22 protein-coding genes, 1 pseudogene and 1 riboswitch are annotated in these 26457 nt (G+C 35.0%); of the genes and pseudogenes, 8 read left to right on the top strand and 15 right to left on the bottom strand.

Annotated features, from left to right (window positions below; genetic code table 11):
• Positions 1–41: 41 nt before the first annotated feature.
• Positions 42–644, top strand: coding sequence for a peroxiredoxin C (locus J3U56_RS05065; protein WP_267332554.1), 603 nt, complete (start codon positions 42–44; stop codon positions 642–644).
• A 250-nt stretch (positions 645–894) separates the two neighbouring features.
• Here J3U56_RS05065 and J3U56_RS05060 read toward each other — a convergent pair whose 3' ends face one another.
• Both J3U56_RS05060 and J3U56_RS05055 read right to left on the bottom strand, forming a co-directional pair.
• On the bottom strand, positions 895–1209 hold the full coding sequence (locus tag J3U56_RS05060) for a DMT family transporter (RefSeq protein WP_267344805.1): 315 nt from the start codon (positions 1207–1209) through the stop codon (positions 895–897).
• Between the two features lie 31 nt (positions 1210–1240).
• Positions 1241–1564 carry a DMT family transporter gene (locus J3U56_RS05055; protein ID WP_267332552.1) on the bottom strand — a complete coding sequence of 108 codons (324 nt, stop codon included), beginning with the start codon at positions 1562–1564 and terminating at the stop codon, positions 1241–1243.
• 364 nt (positions 1565–1928) lie between these two features.
• Here J3U56_RS05055 and J3U56_RS05050 point away from each other — a divergent pair, with 364 nt between their 5' ends.
• Positions 1929–2576 (top strand): TetR/AcrR family transcriptional regulator, encoded by a 648-nt coding sequence (locus tag J3U56_RS05050; RefSeq protein ID WP_267332551.1) that lies wholly within the window; start codon positions 1929–1931, stop codon positions 2574–2576.
• Between the two features lie 183 nt (positions 2577–2759).
• On the opposite strand, the gene ribB is transcribed toward J3U56_RS05050, so the two are convergent.
• The 6 genes and pseudogenes from ribB to eco all read right to left on the bottom strand — a co-directional run bounded on the left by ribB (position 2760) and on the right by eco (position 9876).
• Entirely contained in the window at positions 2760–3398 is a 639-nt protein-coding gene (ribB, locus tag J3U56_RS05045; protein WP_267366918.1) for a 3,4-dihydroxy-2-butanone-4-phosphate synthase, read from the bottom strand.
• 200 nt (positions 3399–3598) lie between these two features.
• Positions 3599–3757, bottom strand: a riboswitch (FMN riboswitch).
• Between the two features lie 766 nt (positions 3758–4523).
• Positions 4524–5360, bottom strand: a complete 837-nt coding sequence (locus J3U56_RS05040) for an ABC transporter permease subunit (RefSeq protein ID WP_416379722.1) — start codon at positions 5358–5360, stop codon at positions 4524–4526.
• Between the two features lie 165 nt (positions 5361–5525).
• Positions 5526–6398 (bottom strand): annotated as a pseudogene (gene potH, locus J3U56_RS05035) (putrescine ABC transporter permease PotH); the annotation flags it as partial.
• A gap of 318 nt (positions 6399–6716) precedes the next feature.
• Entirely contained in the window at positions 6717–7853 is a 1137-nt protein-coding gene (potG, locus tag J3U56_RS05030; RefSeq protein ID WP_218056922.1) for a putrescine ABC transporter ATP-binding subunit PotG, read from the bottom strand.
• Positions 7854–7958: 105 nt separating this feature from the next.
• The gene (locus tag J3U56_RS05025) at positions 7959–9068 is read right to left on the bottom strand and encodes an extracellular solute-binding protein (protein WP_065635108.1); all 1110 of its coding nucleotides are present in this window, start codon (positions 9066–9068) and stop codon (positions 7959–7961) included.
• 313 nt (positions 9069–9381) lie between these two features.
• Positions 9382–9876 carry a serine protease inhibitor ecotin gene (eco, locus tag J3U56_RS05020; RefSeq protein WP_267332547.1) on the bottom strand — a complete coding sequence of 165 codons (495 nt, stop codon included), beginning with the start codon at positions 9874–9876 and terminating at the stop codon, positions 9382–9384.
• Positions 9877–9979: 103 nt separating this feature from the next.
• Here eco and ydiK point away from each other — a divergent pair, with 103 nt between their 5' ends.
• The 3 genes from ydiK to J3U56_RS05005 all read left to right on the top strand — a co-directional run bounded on the left by ydiK (position 9980) and on the right by J3U56_RS05005 (position 14058).
• A complete protein-coding gene (ydiK, locus tag J3U56_RS05015; protein WP_267332546.1) occupies positions 9980–11032 on the top strand; it encodes an AI-2E family transporter YdiK in 1053 nt (350 codons plus the stop codon).
• Positions 11033–11171: 139 nt separating this feature from the next.
• On the top strand, positions 11172–12527 hold the full coding sequence (pssA, locus tag J3U56_RS05010; RefSeq protein ID WP_267366911.1) for a CDP-diacylglycerol--serine O-phosphatidyltransferase: 1356 nt from the start codon (positions 11172–11174) through the stop codon (positions 12525–12527).
• A gap of 154 nt (positions 12528–12681) precedes the next feature.
• Positions 12682–14058, top strand: a complete 1377-nt coding sequence (locus tag J3U56_RS05005) for an MATE family efflux transporter (RefSeq protein WP_267332544.1) — start codon at positions 12682–12684, stop codon at positions 14056–14058.
• A 69-nt stretch (positions 14059–14127) separates the two neighbouring features.
• Here J3U56_RS05005 and J3U56_RS05000 read toward each other — a convergent pair whose 3' ends face one another.
• The 6 genes from J3U56_RS05000 to J3U56_RS04975 form a co-directional block, all read right to left on the bottom strand.
• Complete coding sequence (locus J3U56_RS05000) at positions 14128–15021, bottom strand: tetratricopeptide repeat protein (RefSeq protein WP_267332543.1); 894 nt, start codon at positions 15019–15021, stop codon at positions 14128–14130.
• Between the two features lie 158 nt (positions 15022–15179).
• A complete protein-coding gene (locus J3U56_RS04995; protein WP_267366908.1) occupies positions 15180–18041 on the bottom strand; it encodes an SEL1-like repeat protein in 2862 nt (953 codons plus the stop codon).
• A gap of 231 nt (positions 18042–18272) precedes the next feature.
• A complete protein-coding gene (locus tag J3U56_RS04990; protein ID WP_267348233.1) occupies positions 18273–19061 on the bottom strand; it encodes a tetratricopeptide repeat protein in 789 nt (262 codons plus the stop codon).
• A gap of 221 nt (positions 19062–19282) precedes the next feature.
• Positions 19283–19978 carry a tetratricopeptide repeat protein gene (locus tag J3U56_RS04985; protein WP_267366905.1) on the bottom strand — a complete coding sequence of 232 codons (696 nt, stop codon included), beginning with the start codon at positions 19976–19978 and terminating at the stop codon, positions 19283–19285.
• Between the two features lie 261 nt (positions 19979–20239).
• Positions 20240–21133, bottom strand: a complete 894-nt coding sequence (locus J3U56_RS04980; RefSeq protein ID WP_267366903.1) for a DMT family transporter — start codon at positions 21131–21133, stop codon at positions 20240–20242.
• 24 nt (positions 21134–21157) lie between these two features.
• Complete coding sequence (locus J3U56_RS04975) at positions 21158–22024, bottom strand: YicC/YloC family endoribonuclease (RefSeq protein ID WP_267366901.1); 867 nt, start codon at positions 22022–22024, stop codon at positions 21158–21160.
• A 159-nt stretch (positions 22025–22183) separates the two neighbouring features.
• Between J3U56_RS04975 and rph the strand changes: the two genes are divergently transcribed.
• Both rph and pyrE read left to right on the top strand, forming a co-directional pair.
• The gene (gene rph / locus J3U56_RS04970; protein ID WP_267332537.1) at positions 22184–22900 is read left to right on the top strand and encodes a ribonuclease PH; all 717 of its coding nucleotides are present in this window, start codon (positions 22184–22186) and stop codon (positions 22898–22900) included.
• 13 nt (positions 22901–22913) lie between these two features.
• Entirely contained in the window at positions 22914–23561 is a 648-nt protein-coding gene (gene pyrE, locus J3U56_RS04965; RefSeq protein ID WP_267332536.1) for an orotate phosphoribosyltransferase, read from the top strand.
• Positions 23562–23692: 131 nt separating this feature from the next.
• Here pyrE and J3U56_RS04960 read toward each other — a convergent pair whose 3' ends face one another.
• Positions 23693–24397: a GntR family transcriptional regulator gene (locus J3U56_RS04960; RefSeq protein ID WP_267332535.1), complete on the bottom strand. Its 705-nt coding sequence runs from the start codon at positions 24395–24397 to the stop codon at positions 23693–23695.
• 176 nt (positions 24398–24573) lie between these two features.
• Between J3U56_RS04960 and J3U56_RS04955 the strand changes: the two genes are divergently transcribed.
• Positions 24574–26448 (top strand): glucose PTS transporter subunit IIA, encoded by a 1875-nt coding sequence (locus J3U56_RS04955; RefSeq protein WP_267332534.1) that lies wholly within the window; start codon positions 24574–24576, stop codon positions 26446–26448.
• Positions 26449–26457 lie beyond the last annotated feature (9 nt).

Genomic DNA, 26457 nt, shown 5'->3' with positions numbered 1-26457 from the left:
CCCGTTGCTTGATTTATATTTTATTTGTTAAGGAGAAAATTATGACATTAGTCACTCGCAAAGCCCCTGATTTTACTTCAGCAGCTGTTTTAGGTACTGGCGAAATTGTAAACAATTTTAATTTAGCTGATCATATCAAAGGTAAATATGCAGTTGTATTCTTTTGGCCAATGGACTTCACTTTTGTTTGCCCTTCAGAAATTATTGCTTTTGATCACCGTTTAGATGAATTTAAAAAACGTGGAGTTGAAGTAATTGGTGTTTCAATGGACTCTGAATATGTTCACAACGCTTGGCGTAATACTCCACAAGATAAAGGTGGTATTGGTGAAGTCAAATTCCCAATTGTCGCGGACATTAAACATGCAATTATGCAAGCATATGGCGTTGAACATCCTGAAGCTGGTGTTGCTCTACGTGCGTCGTTCTTTATCGATAAATCGGGTATTGTTCGTCACGAAACTATCAATGATTTACCAATTGGTCGCAATATTGATGAAATGATTCGTATTGTTGATGCTTTCCAATTCCATGAAGAGCATGGCGAAGTTTGTCCTGCACAATGGACAAAAGGTAAACAAGGTATGCAAGCTAATCCAAACGGCGTTGCAAGTTACCTAAAACAACACGCTAAAGAAATTTAATTATTACATTATCGTTCTAACGTTTTATTCAAAAGCTTTGCGTTAACCGGAGTTTATCTCCGGTTTTTTTATCTATTATTTTATTGTAATTTAGAATTATCAAAGCATAGTTTATGCTGAACGTTTTAGTTTTTTTATATGATAAATAATTGGATAATTCAACTTATCGATAAGTAGGATCGCAACAGTGGGGTTTATGTTCTAGTAATGAAATCAATAACAGGCATTGATTAAGATTGATAATATTGCATCACATCGTCATATGTAATCCAACTACTCCAATAATGATGATAAGTAAACCAAATAAACGTTGCATATTTTTAGGTTCATTAAATAAAAATATATTGGCTAATACTGCACCAGATGTTCCAAGCCCTACCCAAACAGGGTAAACAATACTTAACTCAAGATAATGAAGTGAAAAATAAAATAATACAAAAGAGATAAAAAAACCGCCCCAATAGGCAATTAATCTTAGTATATTTTTTTTCTCTGCATAAAGCTTAAGCCCCACTGCACCTACAACTTCAAAAATCGATGCAGTCAAAATTAACAGCCAACCCATGAATACTTATCTCCTACTAATATCCTTATTGTTAACTATCAGTACGTTTAAGTTGAATAACACCAATAATAATTAAAGCCACAAAAAACACGTGAAGCAATGTGATATGTTTATCAAATAATAACACATCAAAAATGGTTGCACCGACTGCACCAACCCCTGAAAAAATTGCATACACAGTACCTGTAGGTATGGTTTTGCAGGCATTTGTTAAAAACGTAAAATCAACAATAAGTAAAGTGATAATGATAAGCCAATGCCATAATTCGGTTGCGACACTGAATCCAAAGATCCAACACAACTCAAAAAAACAGGTAAGCACGACAAATGCCCACTCTTTATTTATATTAGACATAGCTACCTCATTGCTATCATCAACTCTTTTTATCATTATTTAGTTTTGCTTTTTCACCGAATTTGTATCGTAGAAAACAAAAGATGGTTCGCAAACCAAGAAAGTTGCCACCAAAAGAAATTAGTTAATTTGTTAAAAAAGACAAAGCCTGTTTTATACTGAAATGTATATAATTACTTAAACTTTTTTACAAAATTCTATTATAAATTGTTTATAATAAAATAATTCTACAACGAAGAAATAGAAATTGCAAGGTTAAAATCGTTTATTATTCAATAGTTCAAGCTTTTATGATTAGGTTAGTTTTGCATGAATTATTACAATAACGATATAATATTAATGCTGTAACATCTTGAGATTAGCTATGAAAAATTCCGATAAAATGAAAAATACAGGGCCAAAAGGACTTGAAGCCCAAGCAATGGTAATGGCAGCGATAGATTTTATGGAGGAAGTTGGCAATTCCGCTTTTAGTGTACGTAAACTTGCCGCCAAAATTGCTTGTGATCCAATGTCACTACAGTATCATTTTAAATCAAAAAAAGGACTGGAACGGGCAATGGCTGAAGAATTAACCCGTAGAATATCAACTATTGATAACAGCATGCCTTGGGATGAACGCCTTCGACATTTAGCTTATCAATATCGGCAAATAGCTCTTGCCTATCCAAATAGTTTTAAATTAATGCAGCAGTTTTGGAGTACAGGGCTTGCCGATTATATTCGAGCTGAATATGTTTGTCAGGCGTTAACGGATGCTGGCTTTAATGATAATCAAGTAACCCGTTTTTGTTTAGGTTATTACGCTTGTATTATTGGGCTTGCGGCTTCTGAAGCGGGGGGATTACTTCGCCCTGCTGATGATGCAGATCTTAATGACATTGAAAATTTGCCTCAGCAAGGTTTTACATTGACAAAAAAATTAGCCCCCGCATTTCAAGCTGTTGAACCCGGTCAAGTATTTGCTTTTACTGTGGAATTATTTTTGTCTGGCATCAAAAAAGCGTTATAAAAAATGGTTAATAAGTCATAAATTACACTAAGAAATTTAGTTATCAATAAACTTATCTCAGATAAAATTTAAGTATTAAGCCGTTAAATAACCGAGTCGAAATTAACTTATACAGTGCTTTAAAGGTTTAACATTGGATGATCAATATTATTACGCCGACAAAGTCGGCATAATAAAATCTCATTATCTAGCTTTACGATATTCTACAATATCTTCAATTGTTACAACGGGTAAATTATGCTGTTTGGCAAATTCAACTATTTGCGGAGCTCTTGCCATTGAGCCATCATCATTGGTGATTTCACAAATGACCGCAGCAGGTTTGAAACCGGCCAAAGTCACTAAATCAACCGACGCTTCAGTATGGCCACGACGTGTTAAAACTCCACCTTCTTGAGCCACTAATGGAAAAACATGTCCTGGATGATTTAAATCACACGGTTTAGCATGATCAGCAACGGCCGCTTTAATAGTGGTTACACGATCTGCGGCTGAAACGCCTGTTGTTACGCCTTGAGCCGCTTCAATTGATATCGTAAATGCGGTATGATTTTTGCTAGTATTATTCGCCACCATCATAGGTAATTGTAATTTATCACAATAAGCTTTTGGCATACATAAACAGACAATGCCACTGCCATGACGAATAGTCAGTGCCATTTGTGGCGTAGTGATGGTTTCGGCTGACCAAACAATATCGCCTTCGTTTTCACGATCTTCATCATCTAAAACTAAAACACCTTGACCGGCTTTGATGGAACTGATTGCACGCTCTACCCGTTCAATAGCTGTTCCAAATTCATTTAAATTAAACTGATTCATGGTAAATACCTATCCTTTTATAAAATAATTATATTTATCCCAAAGCAATACAGAACAAATCTGATATCGATACATAAAAAAATTGTAACAATTAAGCAGATATCATTAAGTAAAACTATAAGTATAAATAAATTAAATACCAGAATCAGGGCAAGTGCTTGACCATAATGATTTTGCTAATAGCAAATTAAGAAAAGATAAGCTACTCTCTTTCATCCAGACTATAACTGTCGGCTTTGGAATTACACCAAATCTGCTTGTCCTTAATGTTTATCAATATTAAATAATAATAGGATAAATATTAAGCGCTCGTGGGCTATACCACCGGTGGGGAATTACGCCCCGCCCTGAGAACTTTGTCACTAAATTGACGGCATATACTATAATACAAAATAAGTAAAAAAACACGGAAATTTATTAAGTTAGCCTCAAGCAATTGTATCGAAAGTACTATATCAATTAGAAAAACACGTTTATAGCTAATTGCACTAAGCGCTAACCACTGTTATTTAGCTTATCGCTTAATGTTATTTAGGGTAACAACTTTAATAACAGTTAATAGGATTGATTAATATCGATACCTATTGTTATACATTAACAACCTAGACCTAAACGCTAAAGGCGTTTATAAACCCAGTAACAAAGCTAGCTTAAAGTCACTTAATTCTAACTATTCATGTTAATAAACCACACAAAGATAGCAAAGGCTATCATTGTCATGCAAAGTAACATCCTATTACACGCCAAAATCAGCATAATAATTTATGTTGCGCAATACATTGAACCAATCAGCACTGATACAACACAATTACAGATCATGATTTAATAATCGGCCAACAGCAATTCAAGCGCCAAATAGCTTCGACTAAATCTTTTTAACAATGGCACATGAAGGATGAGAATAAGATAAACAAATGCGGCTAAAAGTATTATGTTGAGATTGTGGCAGATGAAGAATTATCATTTTCAATGATTCATAATGTACTTTTATTAACGTAACAAAATCGAGACTAAACTTGTAGTATAAGCGCTAAAACAGGTTATAACCTGAATTTAGCGCTTGCATTGTAACACTCAAAAACAACGGTAGGCAAAGCCTAAAATCCCATTAAACATTAATATTATCTAATGTCCGCGCATTTCACGTATTTTGCGTCGTTCAGCTTTACGCATCCATAACCATGAGATAAAACCAATTATTCCTACTATGAATAAGATAATTGTTGCCAATGCGTTGACCTGAGGATCGACCCCTAATCTCACCTTCGAAAAGATTAATTTTGGCAATGTCATTGCGCCTGGACCAGTAACAAAGTTGGCAATAACCACATCATCAAGTGATAGCGTAAACGCCAATAACCAACCTGAAACTAAAGCCGGTGCAATCATTGGTAACGTAATAATGAAAAATACTTTTAAAGGATTGGCACCTAAATCTAACGCTGCCTCTTCAATTGACTTATCAAGCTCGCGCAACCTTGCACTTATAACGACTGTGACATAAGCTGTACAGAAAGTTGCATGCGCCATCCAAATGGTGATAGCGCCACGATCTTTTGGCCAACCTAATACTTGTCCCATTCCAACAAATAAGAGTAATAATGCTAAACCAGTAATAACGTCAGGCATGACTAATGGTGCAGTAGTCATAAATGAAAAAAGATTAGATCCTTTAAATCGTCTAAAGCGGATAATTGCATACGATGCTAACGTACCAAGAACAATAGCAAGCGTTGCAGCCCCTGCGGCAATGGATAAACTTAATCCTACCGCTTTAAGCAGGGTTTCGTTATGCACTAGTTCAACGTACCATTTAGTCGAAAAATCAGCCCAAACGGTTACCAGACGAGAGCTATTAAACGAATAAACAATTAAAATAATCATTGGGATATATAAAAAAGAAAATACCACCAATAAAATCAGCGCCTTTAAACTGCGACATATTAACGCTAAAGTGATAATCAAGGTAACAATCACACTGAAAATCAAACAACCAATGTATAAATGACTATTACCAATTAATTCTAATCCTGAAGACGAGATCAAAACAGTTAACAATAAAGCGCCTAAGAATGAAGCAATAAAAATAATCACAGCGGATCGCATAATAACAGGTAAATTGTTCATCTATTTACCTCCCAATTGTCGATTTTGGAATTTATTAAAGTAGTAAATAGGTATAATTAATATCAATAACATTACCGAAGCCACTGCAGATGCTGCCGGCCAGTCATGGTTATTAAAGAATTCAGTCCAAAGTTGTGTACCTATCATAATGCCTTCAGATGGACCTAATAGTTCAGGAATCACATACTCCCCAACAGCCGGAATAAAGACCAACATACCGCCAGCAATTACGCCATTTTTAGTTAATGGCACAATAATTTTAAAAAAGGTTTTAATTGGTTTACATCCCAAATCTAATGCTGCCTCGATCAACGTAGAGTCCACTTTACTTAATGAGGTATAAATTGGCAGTACCACAAAAGGTAAATAAGAATAAACAATACCAATATAAACCGCAAAATAGGTCTTCATGATGATAAGTGGTTGATCAATAACGCCTAACCACATTAAGAAATTATTGAGTAGCCCATTAGGATTTAAAATACCTATCCAAGCATATACTCGAATTAAAAACGAAGTCCATGATGGTAAGATAATTAATAATAATAAGATATTTCGAGTTGAGGCTTTACATTGTGAAATAGCCCAAGCTAATGGATAGCCAATTAAAATACATAAAATCGTTGAAATAGCCGCTACTTTCAATGATTGCAAATAAGAATCAATGTAAATGGTATCGCTCAGTAAATTTAAGTAATTACCAAAATTTAAAGCAATATTGAGTAAACCATCATCATAACTGAATAAATCAGTATAAGGCGGTACCGCTGAAGCCATTTCAGAAAAACTAATTCGAAATACAATTAAAAATGGTAATAAAAACAGTAATAACATCCATAAATAAGGGATACTAATCACTGCTAGTCGACCATATAACGTCATTAAATCTGAGTCATTACGTTGTTGGCGCATCTTTTTATAAGCAAAATAGATTGCGACCAAACCAGCAGGAATAAATAAAATACTGCCGGCAATAATCAAACGATAAGCAAATTTAGATGGCTTATAATAGGCTAAGTAGAATCCTAAACATGACAATAAAAAGCTGAATGTCATTGCAGTGAAAAGCGCATCTAAAAATAGATTGTCAAATGAATCTGTTGAGACAAAACGCCAATAAACATTGAGTAATACAAATGCATTCAACAATAAACCCAATAAAATGGATCGCATCATGATATCCTCTTTTGTTTATTCGGTAAGCACAACACAACTATCAATATCCCAACTCAGATTGACAATGTCGCCCCATGTTGGCATACCTTTACGATAACGATGTTCGTTTTGTAACTGCGCAATAATAATTTGCCCACTTGGTAATTTGACATGATAAATTGATAAATCACCAAGATAGGCAATTTCAACAACCTCACCACTTGCTACGTTGTAACCTTGTTCTGGAATTTCGTCACATAATTTAATTTTTTCTGGGCGTAGTGCAACTTGAATAGGAACACCTTCAACCGCTGGTGAATCATAATCGACTTTTAATGGGTGTTTGATCATTGGGCAGTTAAGAATCAAACCATCTTCTAATGTTTCTTGCAAAATACCATCGAAAATATTCACTGATCCAATAAATTCAGCACTGTAACGGCTGTTTGGATGTTCGTAAATCTCTTCTGGTTCACCGATTTGTACAAATTGACCTTTATTCATAATGGCAATTCGTCCTGCCATCGTCATTGCTTCTTCTTGATCGTGCGTAACCATGACACAAGTTGCACCTACTTGTTCTAAAATGCTAACTACTTCAAGTTGCATACGATCACGAAGTTGTTTATCCAATGCACCCATTGGTTCATCAAGTAATAATAATTTTGGTCTTTTCGCTAGACTGCGAGCCAACGCTACACGTTGTCTTTGACCACCTGATAGCTGATGGGGCTTACGTTTACCAAATTGTTCCATATGAACAAGCGCTAACATCTCTTCAACGCGTTGTTTGATTTCGTGCGCATTTAATTTGTCTTGTTTTAAGCCAAAAGCAATATTTTGCTCAACCGTCATGTGAGGAAATAAAGCATACGATTGAAACATCATATTGATTGGGCGATTGTAAGGAGGCACTTGCGATAAGTCCTTACCATCTAAAATAATCTGTCCGGATGTAGGTTGTTCAAAACCAGCAAGCATACGCAATAATGTTGATTTTCCACTGCCCGATGCCCCTAACAAGGCAAATATCTCACCGGTATAAATGGTGAGGTTGACATCATCAACCGCATAATAATCATCATTAAAAACTTTCGTTAAATTTTTGATCTCCAGTAATGGAGTTATCATCTTTTTTTTAGGCTGTACCTGATTTGTTGTTTTATTGTTCACTCTTTTTTCCTCATAACAACAAGCCATAAAAAACGAGACGGAAAGATCAAATTAACCTCTCCGTCTATATTAGACTAGTAAATAGTGTAGTACCAAAAATATCGGTTATTTACCAGTTTTTAGTTTTGTCCACGTGCGGGTAATAACACGTTCAAGTTTTGGTTCTTTTACTTTTAAAGTGAATAATTTTTCCATTACTTCTGGTTTTGGATAAACCGCTGGATCATTTTTCACTTCTGGTTTCACAAACTCATCATTAGCCGCTTTATTCGCACTTGCAAAGTTAACATCGTTGGTTACTTGCGCTGCAATTTCTGGTTTCATGACAAAGTTTAAGAACTCATGTGCTTCTTCTACATTTTCTGAATCTTTTGGAATAGCAAAAGTATCAAAGAAGACTAATGCCCCTTCTTTTGGAATTTGATAACCAATATGTACGCCGTTTTTCGCTTCGTTTGCTCTATCTCGGGATTGTAAAATATCGCCTGACCAACCTAAAATAACGCAAATATCGCCGTTAGCAAGATCTGTAATATATTGTGAGGAATGGAAGTAACGAATATTCGGTCTCACTTTTTCTAACAACTCGTAAGCAGCACCAGTGTAATCTTTAGCATCTGTACTATTTGGATCTTTACCTAAATATTGAAGAGCACTAGCAAAAATTTCGGTCGGAGCATCTAAAAATGCGACTCCACAATCTTTGAGTTTTTCCATATTTTCGGGTTTAAACACTAAGTCCCAGCTATCTACAGGCGCATTATCGCCTAAACGTTCTTTCACCTTATCGATGTTATAACCAATACCCGTTGTCATCCAAACATAAGGAATGGCATAGGTATTATCAGGATCGTGGTTAGCCATCAATTTCATTAAATTAGGATCTAGATTTTTCCAATTTGGTAATTTACTTTTATCTAGCGGTAAATAAATTCCAGATTTAATTTGTCTAGCTAAAAAGCTATCAGAAGGCGATACGACATCAAAACCTGAATGCCCTGCCATGAGTTTTCCTTCTAATGCTTCGTTTGAATCATAAACATCATAAACCAGTTTTATACCTGTTGATTTTTCAAAATCACTGATAGTTTGTGAACCGATTTGTCCTGCCCAATTATAAAAATGGACGACTCGATCTTTAGCTATTGCTGATTGAGATAACGCTAGTGAAACACCAGCTACGATTGAAAGAATTGTTTTACGTTGAGTAAACATGCTCACCACTTCTCCTCTAGTTTAGGGATATTACATGTTAGACACAAGCCCATTGGATAACTTCAATGGACCCCCAAATTTTACCAATAACTTCGTTAAAAAGTATGGCGAAACCGAGGTAATCAGGCAATCACAAGTCATTAATAAATTTAATGAACGAGTAGAGCTAACCTTGCATTACGAGGGATAAAATACCTTTTTTTTTTGAGATGTCTACTTAAAATATCAAATATCCTAAGTTTCGGGGTTGAGTGACGATATTTTGACCGCTCAACCCACTATTTATCATAAATTGACAATTAATTTAGCTGTTTTATTCGGCAGTCGCTTGCAAAATTTTGGCATCTGCTTGCCAAACACGATATTTAACAGTTAAATCATTTGGTACATAAAAAACGATTGGTAAACGGCTATTATAATTTAGCGTTCCAATATTGTTACCGATAGTTACAAATTGATTTTTATTAGCACTTTCTGGGCAAGCCATGAGTGTTGATATGCCATCTTTGGCTTTATCTACCACATAATATGAATATCCCCAACCTTTTAATTCTTGTTGTTTAATAGTCGCGCTAAGGCTATGCGCATTACAATCAACATTCATATCTTTACCAACTAATACTTCGACACGGGCACTATTTTCATCTTTTAATGCAGGAAGATGAATAGCATAGCGAGTATAGCCAGGCATGGCTTCTGGGAAAGGTGCTGTATCATTTACATTTTGTACAACTTTAGCTGATTTTGGTGATGTCGAACACGCCGCTAATGCAACACTCATCATCATTAATAACATTATTTTCTTCATTTTTACACCTCCGAAAAAAGTATAATGGTTAACATACAACATATGCTTTTTAAATCTTATTGCGTATAATAACATTTTCTAGACTAAATAATATGGTACAAAAATGCCAGCTGAAAACAATACGTACGATTTACTTAAATTGATTCTAAACCTATTAATAATAGGATTACTAATCATTATTACTTATCGTGTAGTTGAACCTTTTTTGTTTGGTTTTTTTTGGGCGGTCATGGTGGTTATTGCCACTTGGCCATTAATGATCAAAATCCAACAAAAACTATTTAATAAACGCTGGTTATCACTATTAGTCATGGCACTAATTTTGGCTTTCGTTTGTATTATACCATTTATATTAATTATTAGTAGTGTTGCACAAAATGGTCATTATTTAATTGAATGGGCTAGAACACTACCTCATCGTGAATTACCGACATTAGATTGGTTAAGTAGCCTACCTATGTTTGGAAATGAGTTACACCAAAAATGGTTAGAAATTATTCAAACAGATGGATCGGAGCTGATTTCTGATATCCAGCCATATATCGGTATTTTGGTTGGATGGCTTTTAGAACAAGCGACCAATATCAGTATATTCATCTTCCATGCCGGTGTAATGATCATTTTTAGTTTATTATTATTTCTTAAAGGTGAAAGTATTACAAAATACGTCTATGTTTTTGCTAATCGTTTATCAAAACACTATGGTAAAACAACCGTTACTTTAGCTGGTCAAGCAATAAGAGCCGTAGCTTTAGGTGTTGTCGTTACCGCCATTACGTTAGCACTAATTGGTGGCATCAGTTTTGTGCTTACTAACATGCCTTTCCCTGGCATTTTGACGCTCATTTTATTTATCTGCTGTGTGGCGCAAATTGGTCCGGTCATTGTCATGATAGGCTGCATTATCTGGCAATTTTGGGATGGAAATACCATTTCGGCGATTGTATTAATTTTTGTTGCGATTATTTTAACCACACTTGATAGTGTAATGCGTGCATATTTAATAAAAAAAGGCGCCGATTTACCATTTTTGCTCATATTGTTTGGTGTTATTGGAGGAATACTCGCCTTTGGTATTATGGGATTGTTTATCGGTCCAGTTGTGTTAGCATTGACTTATAAGCTTATTGAATCATGGGTCGATGAACAAGCTTAACAATAAAGTTGAATAGTCATTAATCGAAGCTTGTTACAAACTTGATTTATGCCCTTAATGTAATGTAAAAAGGAGTATTATTTTCTGGTGTATTTTATGCTATGCTACTACATAGTCCAGTTACAATAATATATAAATAATGAGAATACCTTTTATTAGATATAACCATCAAAAGCATCTTGATGATTTAGCAAAAATTCCTCAAGATGCTAGTCAATACCGCATTTTATTTGATCCAAATGCATACAGAATTGCTTTGCTCGACAGCATTTATAAAGCACAACACCGAATTTACATAATAGCGTTATATTTAGAGCAAGATGAAGCTGGACAAGAAATCTTAAATGCACTTTATCAGGCAAAAAAACAAAAACCAAATTTAGACATTAAAATTTTTGTCGACTGGCATCGAGCACAACGCGGACGGTTTGGAGAAGATAAAAACCAAACCAATGCTCGTTATTATAATCAGATGAAGCAGCAGCATCCCGATATTGACATTCCAGTTTATGGTGTACCCATTAACCGTCGAGAAGTACTTGGTGTGTTACATCTTAAAGGGTTAATTATTGATGATACAGTCATATATAGCGGGGCAAGTATCAATAATGTCTATTTACATAAGTTCAATAAATATCGGTATGATAGATATCATTTTATCACAAATAAAACGCTAGCTGATTGCATGATAAAATATGTCAATGATAATTTTTTACCTTTTGAGGGATTACAGCGTTTAGATGTAGAACACCATAAAACCCGTAAACAAATTAAAGCTGAAATAAAAACATTACGCCAACACCTTAGTGAAGCAAATTATCAATATGAAAGTTATGCAAGTAACAATGAATTAACCGTCTCGCCTATTGCAGGACTTGGGCGCAATAATAATTTAAATAAAATTATTCATCATCTGATTAATACAACGCAACATAACGTTATATTTTGTACCCCTTATTTCAATTTACCCAATATCTTGGTTCGCGATATTATTCGATTACTTAGAAAAGGGAGACAAGTGGAAATTATTATTGGCGATAAAGAAGCAAATGATTTTTATATTCCGCCAGATAAACCTTTTAATATTTCGGGTGGATTACCTTATTTATACGAAATCAATTTAAGAAACTTTATTGAACGCTTACAACCTTATATTGATAAACAACAATTAATTATTCGTTTGTGGAAAGATGAAGATCAAACTTATCACCTTAAAGGTGTTTGGGTGGACAATCAATGGATGCTTATTACAGGCAATAATCTTAATCCGCGTGCTTGGCGTTTAGATCTGGAAAATGGCATTTTAGTTCATGACCCTAAACAAGAGTTACAAAAACAAATTAAGCAGGAACTCGATACCATTCGTCAAAAAACGACATTGGTTACTCATTTCCAACAAATTCAAGCTAGTCAATTTTATCCAAAACAGGTACATAAATTGATTAAACGCTTAAGTCGCATTCGTGTTGATAGAATTATTAAACGTTTGTTATAACGTGTTAGACTAAATAAATTTAAATTAGTTGGTATTGAGATCAGTCATTACGCTTTTAATACCCCTTTAGTCATGCAATTTAAATTATTTCAAACGCAAATATCGCGCTTTTTTAATATTTTTTACAACATTTAACTGTGGGAAAATAGAATCGATGACTCACTCTCAAGATGTTTACAATGATTTCAAAAATAAAAAAATTAGTTGGTTATTTTGGCAGTATGCTTTACCGGCGGTAATTGGTACTATTGTCAATACACTGTATAACATTATTGATGGGATATTTATTGGTCACTGGATTGGTCGTGAGGCACTGAGTGGGGCTGGTATTATTTTACCTGTAATGAACCTGACCGCGGGTATCGGTATGCTTGTAGGTATTGGGTCAGCCAGTCGCATATCGATTTTTTTAGGTCGTGGAGAAACGGATAAAGCCGAAAAAATTGCTGGCACATCATTTATGTTAACGGCTGTTTTAAGCGGTATAACTTTAGCATCACTACTCTACTTTGTTGATCCCGTGTTACATTTTGTCGGCTCCAGCCCAACCAATCATCAATATGCTAAAGAGTTTTTGCAAGTATATTTGCCCGGTAGCATATTTATTACGTTAACATTTAATTATAACAATATGATGCGGGCAAGCGGTTACCCATTTAAAGCAATGGTCACCATGTTTATTAGTGTCATTGCCAACATCATTTTAGCACCTATTTTTATCATTGGCTTTGGTTGGGGGATGCGTGGCGCAGCTTTTGCAACTACTTTATCGATGTTCATTAGCTTTTTATTTGTGATGCAGCACTTTATCAGTAAAAATAGTAATATCAAACTGTATCGATGTAACTTTAGACTTAATTGGATATATATTAAATCAATTTTATCAATTGGTATGTCACCTTTTGCGATGCAAGTCGCCGCCTCTATTGTGGTTGTGTTTATTAATTGGCAACTTACCCATTATGCTCCTTTGTCAAACGTTTCAAGTGATGATGCAATTGCAGGTTATTCCAATGCTAATCGATTAATTACATTGATTATTATGATTGTTATTGGTATCAATCAAGGAATGCAACCGATTATTGGTTATAACTATGGTTCGAAAGACTATCTACGAGTTAAAGCCACTTTCTTCTATGGGGTCAAAGTTGCAACAGTCATTACTAGCATTGGCTTTATTTTAGGATTTTTTGTTCCAGATGTGTTAGTGCGCGCATTTAGTTCTGATGAGGATTTAGTGCACATATCGGCGATAGCTTTACGATACACGACTTTATCGTTTGCTTTTGTCGGTTTTCAAATGGTTACCACAAGCTTTTTTCAGTGTATTGGTATGGCAAAAATATCCATTTTATTAAGTCTTTCCCGACAAATTTTGATCTTATTGCCAACACTATACCTATTACCGTTATGCTTTGGATTAGATGGAGTTTGGGCCTCATCACCAACAGCAGATCTTTTATCAACTGGCGTTGCATTTACGGTACTATTTTGGTATTTCAAATCGATAAAGAGTCGATGTCACCAATAGTTAGTATAAAAAAATAAATTCATTACTTTTTTAATCGATATAAATTATGACCAGTTTTAAGGTTAAAGATCAAAAACAAATTGGAATATCACCAACATCAGGGTCATCACATGCTTGAATAAAGTATTGTGTTGACTTGACATAGTTTGGCTCAACAAAAACACCTTGAATAAACATTAATCCTAAGTAATATTTTGCATGAACATCAGTTTTTGCAGCATCTTCAAATAGTTTTATCGCTTGAACATAATCTGGTTGGCTGCCATCATTATTTATATACATAAGAGCAAGGTCATTTTCAATGTTTAATTTGGCGCTGTCTATAATCCATGATTTTGCATCATTATAATTTTTCTCAACGCCGTTACCATTTAAATACATTAGACCTAACATTACTTTAGCGCGATTATCGTTTTGTGCAACTGACTTATCAAACCAACTTTTTGCTTGCTGATAATCTTTTTCAACACCATACCCATTTGTAAACATTAAACCTAATTGCAATTGTGCACGTACATCACCTTGTAGAGCCGCTTTTTCATACCACACTTTTGCTTTAGCATAATCTTGTTCACCAGCATACCCATAAAAGTAATAACAGCCTAAAGCATATTGAGCATCAGCATTTCCTTGTTGTGCTGATTTTTCATACCATTGCTTAGCTAAGTGACTATTGTGTTCAATACCAATGCTATTTTGGTACAATGTGGCTAAATCAAATTCTGCACCAGCATCACCTTGTAAAGCAGCAGCGTCAAGCCATTGTTTTAATTTAATACTATCTTGTAGCTCATTACCATCAACATATTGATATTGAATGCCAAAATCATATTGCGGTTTTTCTGGTAAACTTTCAGCTGTCATTTGCAAAAGTTCATCATTACTTAATTTTTTTAATTCATTAGCGTTGGCTGAACTCACAGACAATAAAAATAAGAGTAAAGCAGTTACATTTTTATTCATCTTTTATTTCTAAACTCCATTACTTGAAATCCCCGTTGTTAGGTCATAACAATGGTGGCTTCAACTATCTTTGATTAAACCCTTACTCAGGTAAAAGCGCTAACAGGTTATTTTATTTAAATACTATTTTTTATTGAATATACACATCATCTATTTGATTATTGACAAATTTGATGTTGAAAGCCATTTTCGCAAGCGTTTTGTAACCATTGCTTAGCTAATTTAGGATTTTTTTTGACGCCTAAGCCATGTAAATACATTACCCCTAAATAATACTGGGAATGCGCAAAACCTTGTGCTGCACTCTGTTCAAAAAATTGTTTTGCTTTAGTAAAATCTGGCTTGATAACATAATTATTATAGCCACTCTTATCATCAACGCCATAATAGTAAATTTGTCCCAAGGCGCTGTTAGCGCGAGGTTGATTTTGATAAGCGGCATTTAGAAAATAATCTAATGAATATCCATTAAACTCGGTACTATCTAGACCATAAAAATCGAAATAAGCCACCATATATGATGCTTTAACATTACCTTGGTCAGCGGATTTCCAGTACCAATAATTAGCTTCAGTATAGTTTTTTAGAGGTACGCCATGCCCCATTCGATACATTTCACCAAGATAAAATTGGGCTTCATCACTCCCCATCAATGCAGCATTTTGGTACCACTGTTTGGCTTTAGTATAATCTTGTTCAACACCATAGCCCTTGTCATATATTAAGCCCAAGTTGAATGCTGCGTTAGCATCATTTTGTGCGGCAGCCTTTTCAAACCATTGTTTTGCAGCAGTGTAATCTTGTTCGATCCCCTTACCTTTGGCATAAATCAGTCCTAACGCCAGTTGAGCACGACTATCATTTTGTAATGCTGCTTTTTCGAACCACGCTTTAGCAATGGTCGAATTTTGCTCAACACCAATACCTTCAAGATAAAATTTTCCGATATTATATTGAGCATCAGCATTACCTTGTAGTGCCGCCTTTTCAAACCATTCTTTAGCTTTCTTATTATTCTGTTGTACTCCATTATTATTCTTTGCATATAAAAATGCTAACTGTAACTGAGCGGTTACATCGCCTTGTAGCGCTAACTGTTCATTCAAGGCTAACATTTTAGCTTCATGCGATAATAGCGTTGTTTCGTTTGTTACATCATCTACACTTTCGGATTTATTTGTTGCTTTTTTTCGCCACTCTTTAGCTTTAGCAGGATTGGGGGCAACGCCTTGCCCTGTTTCATACAAATTAGCCAATGCTAGTTGTGCATCCATGTTATTTTTTAAAGCAGCTCTTTCAAACCACTGTTTAGCTTTTACATAATCTTGATCGGTACCATTCGCTGTTAAGTACAAACTTGCTAATTGCACCTGCGCATCATCATGCCCTTGCTGCGCCGCTTGTTCATACCACTGCTTAGCTTTAATAATATCTTGCGTAACACCATAACCATATTGATAAAATTTGCCCAAAGCATATTGTGCATTCACATTACCTTGTAAAGCGGCTTTTTCATACCATTGTTGAGCTTTAGTGAAATTAATCTCAGTACCTTGTCCCTTTTTATATATTTCACCTAGATAAAACTGATAATTAGAGTTGCCTCGTGAAGCGGCTTTTTCGAACCACTCATTAGCTTTGACATAGTCTTGTTTAACACCTTTACCATTTTGATACATTAGACCTAAATTAAATTCAGCATGATCACTAATTTTTGTTGCCGCTTTTTCAAAAAACTCTTTGGCTTTTACATAATCTTGTTTTACCCCATCGCCATTTAAATAAAGTAATCCTAATTGCTCTTGCGGTCTTGAGTCAGGAAGTGCTGCACTTTTCTCAAACAACTCTTTAGCTTTGACAAAATCTTGTTTTACACCATTGCCATTTTTATACAGCATAGCTAAAAAGTATTGCGACAATTTATCATTTCGTTTAGCTGATTTTTCTAACCATTGCTTAGCTTGTACATAATCTTGTTCTGAACCAATACCATAATAATAGTAGATACCTGTTTCGTATTCACCATCAAGATCGCCTTGTTCTGCGGCTTTTTCGAACCATTGTTTGGCTTTGGAAAAATTGACATCAACACCATATGGTTCTTGATTGGTATAACTAAAAGCTAAAGATACCATTGCATTGATATCGCCTTGTAATGATCTTTTTTCATACCATTGTTGAACTTTACTATAATCCTGACTAAGGTCGTCAACATCTTCATTGTTATCTATTTTGTTAAATTCTGCTTGAGATAAACCTTGTTGACGTGCAGCCTCAAACCACTGATTAGCAATGTTTTCGTCTTGCTTTACCCCTTCACCACGTAGATATAGCTGACCTAATTTATATTGTGCATAAGCATAGCCCTGCTTAGCAGATTTTTCGAACCAATTTTTAGCGTCAATATAATAGTTTGCATCTTCTTGTGCTTTTGCATAGTTTATTATGCCTAAGTAGTATTGGGCTTTGGGATGATTTTGCAGAGCGGCAATGTTAAGCCAATATTTGGCACCATCAATATATTGCATTTGCCCTATACCATAAAGTGCAAACTGCCCTAAATTAGCTTGAGCATCACTGTGCCCCTGATTAGCAGCACTGGCAAACCACTTTCTTGCTAATCTATAATCTTTTATTACACCATATCCATGTTGATATAAAACGCCCAAATAAAATTGAGCATTACTATCACCTTCAGCGGCTGCTTTTTCAAACCATTCTTTAGCTTTAGCGTAATTTTTTTCTAATCCTTCATCACCGATAAAATACAAAAAACCAACTCTAAATTTAACATCATTGTTGGTTTGCGAAGTTAACTTTTCAAATAATTCTTTAGCCTTTAGATAGTTTTTTTCAACACCATTGCCTTCTTGATATCGAACCGCTAACTCATATTGTGCACTTGGAACTTGTTGTTCATAAGCCAACTGTAACAACTCATCTAATTTTAAATTTTCTTGCTCATTGGCATGAACCAAATTTATTGACATGAGTAATAATATTAGTAGATATTTCTTCATTTCTTATTTTGTTCCTTGATTATTATTACCTCAGAAAACAAGTTTATACCGAACAGTTTAAATTGTTTTATTATGATAAGCATAAACGATATAGAGAAAATTAGGAATCTAAAGATGTATTTCTGCATCAGGAAAGATTTTATTAAACATGGATTTGATGACAAAACCGTGTAATCGATTTTTCAATTAAAATAGATTTACTTTAGACCAAATGTTCTTTGGATTGATAGCTTATTTACAAATTTCACTATCCAGTCCATTTTCACATGCTTTTTTGTACCATTTTTGTGCTTGTTCTGGATCTCTTTTTACCGCATTTCCATCTTCATACATGATACCTAAATTATACTGAGCTTCAGGTTGATCTTGAGCTGCGGCTCTTTCAAACCACTCTTTCGCCAATTTTAAATCTTTTTCAACGCCTTTGCCTTCATAATATATCCACGCTAAATTAGTTTGTGCTTCAGCATCACCTTGAAGTGCTGCCTTTTCAAACCACTCTTTTGCTTTGGCATAATTTTGCTCTATTCCCTCTCCAGTGTCATACATAATGCCTAAATTGAATTGAGCATCGACAAAACCTTGTGCAGCTGCTTTTTCGTACCATGTTTTTGCTTGAGTAAAATCTTGTTCAACACCTCTACCATTCTCGTACATCATGCCCAAATTAAATTGCGCATCAACATCACCTTGTGATGCGGCTTTCTCAAACCAGTTTTTAGATTGAACATAATCTGGAGCACTTCCCATACCTGTGTAGTAAATTTGTCCTAAATTGAATTGAGCCTCAACAATACCTTGCGATGCCGCTTTTTCATACCATTGCTTAGCTTTTTCATAGTCCTGTTCAACACCTTTACCCTGTTCATACATTACACCTAAATAAAATTGTGCTTCAGGATCGTTTTGTTCTGATGCTAAGTTAGACAAATCGTTAATACTTAAATTTTTGATATCTTGTGCACTTACTGCATTAGTTAAAAATAAAAAAAATAAAATAATTGTGTATAATTTTTTCACTTCTTATTCCTTAACTACGAGATAGTTATATTATTTAGATTATCGTATTTACATTTTATTCTAGCAATATAAATAATGATTACCAATTAATTTTAATTAAGTTTATTAAATTACGTTTATGCTTAAAATGGACGATAGTGGCAAAATATGAAAACAATACTGGGGTTGTCGTAATTATTTAGGAGGCGACTGCCTCCGTGTAGTAAGTTAAATTTTGTTTATTATTTACAAATTGGATGATTAACACCATTTTCACAAGCTTTTTCAAACCATTCTGATGCTTTGTCGTCATCTTTTGGTAAACCACCCATACCGTTTTGATACATCACACCTAAGTTAAATTGTGCTTCTGGTTTTCCTTGCTGTGCAGCTTTTTCCATCCAAACTCTTGCTTTATTGTAATCTTTTTTGACACCTTCGCCTAACAAATACATTTGACCATATTGATATTGTGCATTAACAAAACCTTGTTCTGCAGATTTTTCAAAAAGCTCTTGGGCTTTTGCAAAATTTTGCGATACACCACGACCATTTTGATACAAGGTTGCTAAATTGTATTGACCATGCTGATCATTTTGCGCTGCTGATTTTTCATATAACTGTTTAGCTTTTTCATAACTTTGTTCACCAGCAATACCATTTTCATAAAAAACACCTAAATTAGACTGTGCCGGTGCATAACCTTGTGCCGCTGATTTTTCGTATAATTCTCTCGCTTTAGCTTGATCTTTCTCAACATTTATACCGTCTTGATAATCTTGTGCTAAAGAGTATTGTGCTTTAGCATCATTTTTTTCATTAGCAAGTTTAATAATTTCTTCTCGAGGCAGTTTTTCTATATCTTCTAAAGAGGTTTCTGCATTGGCTATACCCGCTAAAAACAAAAACAGTAAGCATGTGGTGAATATTTTTTTCATGTTTTTTCCTTATCATCTTTATAGGTTAAATAATTTATATTATTTTCTATTGTTGTACTTGGTAATATTGTCAAAAGTATTGTCTAATAACAAATGATAGCATTAATAATTTTGACTAATATCAAAATTATTTAATAAAAATAGGTCATTGATTTCAGGGTAACTCTTTGCTATGAAAAATTTAATGATAATATGAATTTTATAAATATATCGGTGGAGGACAACTACTATTTACTAACAATGTATTTAATTATCTTGAGTCTAAACTGATGCTTTACTTAAGGTCGATAGCGTAACTAAAACAAGGCAAATAAAAATAAATATCACCCCCAACCAACCTAAAAAAGATAGATACTCACCGACAATTAACATGGCCAAAATAGCTGCAATAACCGGCTCCAATAGTGTAATAGTCGTTGCTGTGCTAGATGATATTGTTGACAGCCCATAACCATAACACAAATACCCGATAAACATGGGAATCAATGCCATATAAAGGCTTATGGTTATATTGATTAATGAATCAAACAACTGAGATCCTGCTAAAATCATAACTGGAATTAACAATAAACCTCCGCATCCAAATGTCGTTCCCATCGCTGATTTGCTAGATATACCTTTTAACATCATTTGACGAGCCGACCAAGAGTATAATGCATAAGTGAATCCAGCAATTAAACCAAGCAAAATACCAATAGCCAAATGACTATATTGCGTTGATGTCGCACTATTTTCAGAAAAACAAAGAAGCATAATGCCTAAAATGCCAAAAGCCGCGCCAATAACCCATTGTTTAGTAATATGAAAATCCTTGCTACGATACTCAATTATTGCTGAAAGAATCGGTGCCGTTCCAATAGATACTACTGTACCAACAGTCACACCAGATAGTCGCATAGAAGAGTAAAATGCTAGCGGATAAAGGGAAACAGCAATACTTCCAACCAGTAAAAAACCTAAGTGATTTGCTATTAACCTACGTTCTTTAAATATATTAGATAGAGCAAAAATAGATTGTAATAATCCCCCTACCCCCATGGCAAAGGAACCAATAAATAAAGGAGAGAGTGATGGGGCTAACGTTGCTGCCGTACCTGTTGTACCCCATAAGATTGATGCCAATATGGCGGCAATAACACCGTATGAACGATTCATTGTGGCTTAAAGTGAGTTAGTTTTTTACTCAATGTTTTGTACTTGTTCTCTAATTTGTTCAATGAGAACTTTTAGTTCAATAGCACTTGCTGTCACCTCAGCATTGATTGATTTAGAGGCAATTGTATTCGATTCACGGTTAAATTCTTGCATCATAAAGTCCAATCTACGACCCACTGCTTCGTTTTTCTTTAAAATCGAATAGGTTTCTTTCACATGCGTTGTTAAACGATCAAGCTCTTCTGCCACATCAATACGTTGGGCAAGCATAAGTATTTCCTGCTCAAGACGAGAGTTATCAAGTTCTATATTCGCTTCTTCAAGTTTACTTTTCAGTTTCTCTTTTTGCCATTCCAATATTTGAGGCATACACTTTTTAATTTTATTAACTTGTTCTGTAATACCTTCTAATCGTTGAATAATTAAATCACGAAGAGCTTGACCTTCTCGTTCACGAACGGTGATAAATTCATCAATAGTAATATCCAATAGGGCCAAAATCTCTTGTGAAATCGTGTCAAGGTTTTGCTCTTTTGCTGATAACACACCAGGCCAACGCAACACATCGATAGGATTGACTTCAGCAGCTTGGTGCTGCGTTTTAATCCAATCAGCAGCAGTTAAAATTTGTTTAGCTAATTCTTTGTTAAGTAATAATTCTTGACCTTGTGAAGCAGGGTCTAATTCAAAGCGCAAATTGCATTCAATTTTTCCTCGAGTTAAACGATTACGTAAGCGTTCACGAATAATAGGCTCTAACGATCGAAACTGTTCTGGCAAACGGATATACGTTTCTAAATATCGTTGGTTGACTGAACGTAATTCCCACGAAGCATTACCCCATTGTTGATTTAGTTCTTTTCTTGCATAAGCCGTCATACTTGAAATCATAATTGCACCCTAAAATTGAAAAACTTGCTGGGCATTGTATCACAAATTCTGTATAATATGCTCTTAGCTTAGGCTAAACATCAACGTAATCCAGTTGATGTCCTCCTAAATGATTAGCTCAATACGATAATTTTTTAAATTAAACTGCTGGAGAATTGCATGCGCCCGTCTGGTCGATCTGCGGAACAAGTCCGCCCAATCAAAATAACCCGTCATTATACTAAGCATGCAGAAGGTTCTGTATTGGTTGAATTTGGTGAAACCAAGGTACTTTGTAATGCCACTGTTGATGAAGGTGTTCCACGCTTTTTAAAAGGTCAAAATCAAGGTTGGGTTACCGCCGAATATGGTATGTTACCGCGCGCGACCAATTCACGAAATCAACGCGAAGCAGCTAAAGGTAAACAAACAGGCCGTACAATGGAAATTCAACGCCTTATAGCGCGTTCATTACGAGCAATGATTGATCTTAAATTACTCGGTGAATATACCATTACTTTAGATTGCGATGTCATTCAAGCTGACGGTGGCACCAGAACGGCGTCTATAACTGGTGCTTGTGTCGCGCTTAATGATGCCATCAACCAAATGTTGGTTAAAGGACAAATTAAACAAAACCCAATCAAATCTTTAGTCGCTGCGGTATCTGTTGGTATTGTTGAAGGCGAAGCATTATGTGATTTGGAATACATTGAGGATTCTAACGCAGAAACCGATATGAACGTGGTCATGACCGACGATGGTCGAATAATTGAAGTACAAGGCACGGCCGAAGGCGAACCGTTCAGCCACGATGAATTATTGAAATTATTAGATCTAGCTAAAAACGGCATTGCCGCTATTATTGAAGCACAAAAGCAGGCCTTAAAAGATTAATTGGAGATAATCGATGAAATCATATAAAAGTGAATTTATAGAATTTGCTTTAGAAAGGCAAGCATTAAAATTTGGTGAATTCACCTTAAAATCGGGTCGTAAAAGCCCCTATTTTTTTAATGCAGGACTGTTTAACACTGGCAAAGATCTCGCTTTATTAGGTCGTTTTTATGCAGCAGCATTAACCGATGCTAATTTACAATATGATGTCATTTTTGGTCCAGCCTATAAAGGTATTCCTATCGTCTCATCAACGGTTGTTGCACTTTCAGAACACCATAATGTTGATGTGCCTTACTGTTTTAATCGCAAAGAGGCGAAAGATCATGGTGAAGGCGGTAATTTAGTAGGAAGTTCTATTTATCAACAGCGAGTTATGTTAGTTGACGATGTAATTACAGCCGGTACAGCCATTCGTGAATCAATGCGAATACTTGAAGACAACAAATCTAAATTAGCGGGTGTGCTTATCTGCTTGGATCGTCAAGAAAAAGGCCGCGGTGACCTTTCAGCTATTCAGGAGATTAAACAAACTTATCAATGTGATGTCATTTCAATCATCACACTAGATGACTTGATTCAATATTTATATAAAGATCCTGCCCGCCAAGACCAAGTTAAACAGGTCGAGGCTTATCGCGCGGAATATGGCATAAGGTAATTACTGGCTGATGTTGTTTAAAAATAGATTCAATCAAGCGCTTTTAAAGCGCTTTTTTTATCTTAAACAGTGATAAAACAATAGTAATAATTAAGTCAATCGACTAAATGAGGATGAAAGGTTTTTAACTATTACTTCGAATGACTTTGCACATAAAATTTGGCATTATCATAATGATAAATGATCTGGGAAAAATCGAAAGGCTCACCGGCCGAAGTATAAAAGATCTCCTCAACACATAGCGCGGGATCACCCGCTTTTAACCCTAAATAGGTTGCAACATCTTGCTCTAATTTTATCGCGTTAAAATATTTATCCGAAAATCCGATATTGATATTACACGTCTCTTGTACATAACTAAATATAGAATGCTCTGCTATTTGTTTATTCAAATAAGAGACTAATTTTTTGCGATAATAAGATTGTTCAAAGCCATAGACTTCACCATCGACATAACGTAAACGTTTAATAAAGTATACGTCTTCGTCATCACTGCATTGCAGATTTTCTTTAACTTTCTGGTTGGGCTTAATGATATCAACATTAAACACTTCGGACGATCCGGGTAGATCATTTAAATCAACACTAAAGCCATGGCTTTCTAGAAAGTTAAGATAACCACTCTTTTTAGGTTGACGAACAAAAATACCGCTACCTTGAATCTGGTAAATAACACCATGACGCTCTAAACGATTAAGGGCTTTTATAATCGTAGTCCGGCTAACCTGATATTGATTTATTAATCCTTCAATATTAGGTAACTGGGTATCTTTAGGCATTTTTTGTTGATAGATAGTTTGCTTAATTTTTTCAGCAACATCTTGATATTTCAGCATGGCGAACTCTTTATTCTTCTTATAAGTAAATGTTATATATTTTATACAGGTTAATAAGATTTTTAAACTAAGCGAATGAAAAGTTAGATCTAGATCACAAACAATATAATTGGTCATTAACAATTTCAATTTTATCGATAAGATAAGCTTACTAACCTTTTTGAGGAGTAAAATCGATGTCGTCAAAAATCAGAGACTATAATCAACTCGCTATTGATATTCTAAATGAGCTAGGAGGTGAAAATAATATTGTTACCGTAGCTCGCTGTACTACGCGTCTACGAATTGTTACCCAAAAAACACCTGAACACGCTAAAGAAACCATTGCTAAAATGCCAGGAGTCATCACGGTAGTTGAAAAAGGTGGACAAATTCAGATTGTTATTGGTACCAATGTTGAAAAAGTTTACAACGCATTTATAAAACTCATTAACACGGATAACAAAATTGAAAAAAATGCCCAAAGCGGAATGTTAAATCGCATTATTGCAACCATGTCAGCTGTTTTTGCCCCATTTGTTTATGTTCTAGCTGCATCAGGGATTCTACAAGGGATCTTAATTTTAATTAAATTAGCTTTTCCTCAGTTTGCAACAACCGGTACCTGTCAAATATTCAATTTTATTTCATGGGCACCTTTTGCTTTTTTACCTATTTTTATTGCAATTACTGCCTCACAACACTTTCGTTGTAATATTTATATTGCGGTCGCTTGTTGTGCAGCTTTATTATCGCCAACATGGGCAGAACTTGCGGCTTTAATAAAATCGGGGCAAGAAATTGATCTATTTGGTATCGCTTTATCTGAAACCACTTACACTTCAACCGTATTACCACCCCTATTTTTAGTATGGTTGCTATCTTACCTTGAACGATTTTTAGAACCACGTTTACACAGCATTATTAAACCACTGTTAATGCCTCTTATCTGTTTAGTGATTATGGTGCCACTAACCTTACTAGCTATTGGACCAGTAACAGCAGGTGCCGCTCACTATATTGCTCATGGCTATAACTGGATAGTTAACCTTGCACCATCTGTTGCAGGTGGAATAATTGGCGCTGTATGGCAAGTCTTTGTCATATTTGGCGTACATTGGGGTATTACGCCTGTTATCATTGAAAATATTAACCAGTATGGTCAAGACTCATTCCAAGCTTTTCAAACTATCGCCGTTATTGGTCAAGTTGGTGCTGCATTAGGTTTTTATTTGAAAACTCGCACGCAAGAAATGAAAGGGGTATCATTATCCGCTTTCGTGACAGGACTATTTGGTATTACCGAACCAGCCATTTATGGCGTTAATTTACGCTTTAAAAAACCTTTTATTTATGGTTGCTTATGTGGAGCACTTGGCGGGATTGTTGCAGGTTTGTTTTCACCCTATTACTATACTTATGCCGCATTACCTGGACCATTAACTATTGTCAATGCAATTAATCCTGAACATCCTGGATCATTTATTGGTGTTTTAATTGGATCAGCAATTGCATTATTCGGTCCTGTGTTGATAATCCAAATTTTAGGAACGGGTGAAGCGAAACAAGCACAGTCAAATGAGATTGAAAATGATACCCCCAAATTAGTATTGGGCGATCTAGAAATAACAAGTCCAATGTCAGGTAAAGCATTACCACTGAGTGAAGTCCCTGATCCTGCTTTTGCTCAAAAACTTATGGGGGAAGGTATTGCCATTGAGCCAACTGATAATCATGTATATGCGCCTGATGATGCACAGGTTACCGCTGTGTTTGCAAGTTCTAAACATGCTATTGGTTTAACATTAAATAATGGCGTTGAATTACTGATCCATGTTGGAATTGATACCGTTAATTTGACAAATAATGAATTTAGTTATCATGTAGAACTCAATCAAAAAGTGAAAAAAGGTGATTTGTTAATTAGTTTCGATCCAAAAGCGATCAAGCAAGCAGGATATCCACTAATTACACCAATTATTATTGTCAATACCGATCAATATCAACAAATTATTTTAACGGAAAATACAGAAGTTACACCTAAAAATATCATATTTAAAATTAAGCAATAATAGGGAAAA

Source organism: Gilliamella sp. B2824 (assembly GCF_026536245.1).
Lineage (GTDB): Bacteria > Pseudomonadota > Gammaproteobacteria > Enterobacterales > Orbaceae > Gilliamella.
This window is presented reverse-complemented; position numbering and strand designations above follow the sequence as displayed.